The sequence below is a fragment of the Mesorhizobium sp. M1A.F.Ca.IN.020.04.1.1 genome (genome assembly GCF_003997315.1).
Lineage (GTDB): Bacteria > Pseudomonadota > Alphaproteobacteria > Rhizobiales > Rhizobiaceae > Mesorhizobium.
The window spans coordinates 1-1,073 of the sequence record NZ_RZSN01000386.1 but is presented as its reverse complement, the minus strand read 5'-3'; the positions used below and the strand labels follow the sequence as shown (position 1 = coordinate 1,073).

Annotated in this window: 1 protein-coding gene; it reads left to right on the top strand. The window is 69.6% G+C overall.

From position 1 onward, the window contains the following. The coding region (locus EOA49_RS32080; protein WP_127243606.1) for an MFS transporter at positions 1 to 1,017 on the top strand (1,017 nt) is incomplete at its 5' end. Between the last annotated feature and the right edge of the window lie 56 nt (positions 1,018 to 1,073).

The following is a 1,073-nucleotide window of genomic DNA, read 5'->3' as shown; positions in this document are numbered from 1 at the left end:
ATCTATGACCGCGTCGGTGCCCGCCCCGTCGTGCTTGCCGGCGCGGTGCTGCTCGGGCTGGCGCTGGTGGTGGCGAGCCGAGCCAACTCGCTGCTGATCTTCCAGCTCAGCTACGGCGTGATCGTCGGGCTGGCGGCCAGCGCGTTCTTCGCGCCTATGATCGCGCTCACCACCGCCTGGTTCGACACCAACCGAAGCCTTGCCGTGTCGCTGGTTTCGGCCGGCATGGGAGTGGCGCCGATGACCATCTCGCCCTTCGCCCGCTGGCTGATCTCGGCCTATGACTGGCGGACCGCCATGTTCGACATCGGCGTCATGGCCTGGGTGCTCCTGCTGCCCGCCGTCTTCCTGGTACGCCAGCCGCCGGCGGCCGGCGCGGCGGCCGACGGCGGCATGCCGGCGCGTGCCGCCGACGACCCCGGCATGAGCGTCGGCCAGGCGCTGCGCTCGCCGCAGTTCCTGGTGCTGGGCATGACCTTCTTCGCCTGCTGCGCGGCGCATTCGGGGCCGATCTTCCACATGGTCAGCTATGCGATGGCCTGCGGCGTTGCGCCGATGGCTGCCGTCTCGATCTATAGCGTCGAGGGCCTTGCCGGCCTTGGCGGACGCCTGCTCTACGGCGTGCTCGGCGACCGGCTGGGGGTCAAGCCGGTGCTGATCACCGGCCTTGCCATCCAGGCCGCCGTGATCGCCGCCTATCTCGCGGTCGGCCGGCTCGAGCAGTTCTACGTGCTGGCCGTCATCTTCGGCGCCACCTACGGCGGCGTCATGCCGCTCTATGCGGTGCTGGCACGCGAATATTTCGGGCCGCGCATCATCGGCACGGTGTTCGGCGCCGCCACCATGCTCTCCAGCCTCGGCATGTCGTTCGGCCCGCTCGCCGGCGGCATGATCTACGACGCCTATGCCAGCTATTCCTGGCTGTTCATCGGCTCGGCGCTGGTCGGCCTGGGCGCCGCCGGCATCGCGATCGCCTTCCCGCCGCAGCCGAGCCGGCAGCGGCTGCAGATGGCATAGCGAGATGAATCTCCCTCCTCGAGGGGGAGATGTCGCCGAAGGCGACAGAGGGGGTC